Annotated in this window: 1 protein-coding gene and 1 rRNA gene; both read right to left on the bottom strand. The window is 57.7% G+C overall.

The features are described from left to right. On the bottom strand, window positions 1-273 hold a 273-nt coding region (locus JFX23_RS09260), incomplete at its 3' end, for a transposase (RefSeq protein WP_198776650.1). Between the two features lie 225 nt (window positions 274-498). Then, window positions 499-584, bottom strand: a 5S ribosomal RNA gene (rrf, locus tag JFX23_RS09705); the annotation flags it as partial.

Raw genomic sequence — 584 nt, 5'->3', positions numbered from 1 at the left:
TTTCCTCAAGATCTCGTTGGCGCGCCGCAGCTCCCGGTTCTCCTTCTCCAACTCCCGGATCCGCTGGGCATCCGCACTCGTCGTCCCCGCCCGAAGACCACCATCAATCTCCGAACGCTTCACCCAGATACGCAACGCCTCAGGATGAACACCCAACTCACCAGCAATCCGAGCGATCACACCCTTGGACCGCTCAGGATCCCCACGGGCCTCCAACGCCAACCGAGTCACACGCTCACGCAACTCATCGAGATACTTCCTCGAACTCGTCATGACAGTGATCCTTTCCAATCATCACTGCCTCTATCAAACCCGGAGCGATTCAGTTCGGCTCTTGGCGTGTGCTGTGTGTTGTGTTTGGCGTGTGTTGTGTGGTGTGTTGGTGTGGTGTGTGAAATGAAAAGGGGGGTGGGGGGTGGAGCATCGGGAAGCAAGGAACACAGGCGTGTTCCCTTCTTTCCAAAGGCTCTACCCCCCACCCCCTTTTTTGTGGTGTGGTTGCGGCGGTTTCCTACTCTCCCACACCCTGTCGGGTGCAGTACCATCGGCGTTGTTGGGCTTAGCTTCCGGGTTCGGAATGTTGC

Origin of the sequence: Schaalia cardiffensis (assembly GCF_016405145.1) — a bacterium.
GTDB classification, from domain to species: Bacteria; Actinomycetota; Actinomycetes; order Actinomycetales; family Actinomycetaceae; genus Pauljensenia; species Pauljensenia cardiffensis.
Note: the sequence above shows the minus strand (reverse complement) of the source record. Positions and strands in the feature narration are given on the sequence as shown.